At 59.6% G+C, this 1,243-nt stretch carries 1 protein-coding gene and 1 pseudogene; both read left to right on the forward strand.

Features of this window, described 5'->3' with window-relative positions; all coding sequences use genetic code 11:
- Positions 1-847, forward strand: an 847-nt coding sequence (locus HMPREF1494_RS05675; RefSeq protein WP_034520775.1) for a glutamate ligase domain-containing protein, incomplete at its 5' end; no start/stop codon positions are given.
- Positions 848-921: 74 nt separating this feature from the next.
- Positions 922-1,243, forward strand: a pseudogene (locus tag HMPREF1494_RS05680) (UDP-N-acetylmuramoyl-L-alanyl-D-glutamate--2,6-diaminopimelate ligase); the annotation flags it as partial.

Consider the following 1,243-nt stretch of genomic DNA (forward strand, 5'->3'; position numbering starts at 1 on the left):
TCTGTATTGCAAACGTCAGTTGGCATACCATGCACGCGCCTTCGTACTCAACGCCGACGCCGACCATGCCGATCTCATTCGCGAGGATGCGCAGGCCGCGGGCATCCCGCTTGCGGATTTCGCCCTGCGCACCGATGACGCACCTACGAATGCGATGCTGACGGCCCGTCCGTCGAACGCCGAACACAGCGCGTTCAGCATCGCCGCGAACGGTCATGATCTGGGCGAGTTCAGCCTGTCATTGGCTGGCGATTTCAACTATGCGAACGCCCTCGCCGCCGTCGCACTGGCGCATGAGGCCGGCGTGCCATTCGATTCGGCCGCCATGCATGCCATGGAATCGGTGCATGTACCGGGACGTATGGAACTGTTCACCGGCACGGATGGCGACACCGTGGCCATCGTCGATTATGCGCACAACTACACCAGCGTACGTGCGCTGATCGATTTCGTCGAACAGCGCTACGGCGAGCGCAAGCCGCGGATTACGCTCGTCGCCGGTTCCGCCGGCAACAAGGCGTTCGACCGCCGTCAGGAAATCGTCGAGGCCGCACAGGATCGCATCGCACGTTTCGTATTCACCGCCGAAGACACCGATACCGAACCGTATATCGACATCTGCAACGAAATGCTCGGCCATGTCACCAACGACCATGTGGATGCCACGGTGATCGTCGATCGTGTGAAGGCCATCGAGAGCGCCGTCGAGCAGGCGCATTCCCACGATGGTCTCGACGTGATCCTCATCATCGGCAAGGGCCACGAGCGTTGGATCAAGGACCTCAACAGCCACGTGGCCTACGAAGGTGATGATTGTGTGGTGGAACGACTGCTGAACGTGGCGTAGGAGTAGCATCGTCTTCGAGCTCATGATTTGTTCATGGCGACCGGACGATACTATCTTCAAGGAGCACCGCGGAAATGGCGATCAAACCTGCAACGTTCACGCTTGCCTATGCAATCGACGTGCTGAAGGAGCATCATCTGCTTCGCGAAATCGTTCACGGCCGCCGATGGACGCTTGACGCTTCGGATCTGCCCGGCGCGAATGAGCCGGTCGGGTCGATCACCTACGATACCCGCAAGGTCGATCCCGGTTCGATGCTGTTCGTCAAGGGCCGTTTCAAGCCTGAATTCCTTGACGGCATCGACGGCAAAGGCCTGGCCGCATACGTGGCGGAAACCGAATACGCCGATCGCACGAAAGCCATCGGCATCATCGTAGAGGACGTGCACAAGGCCA

It is taken from the genome of Bifidobacterium sp. MSTE12 (assembly GCF_000513015.1).
In the GTDB taxonomy this organism is placed as follows: Bacteria; Actinomycetota; Actinomycetes; order Actinomycetales; family Bifidobacteriaceae; genus Bifidobacterium; species Bifidobacterium dentium.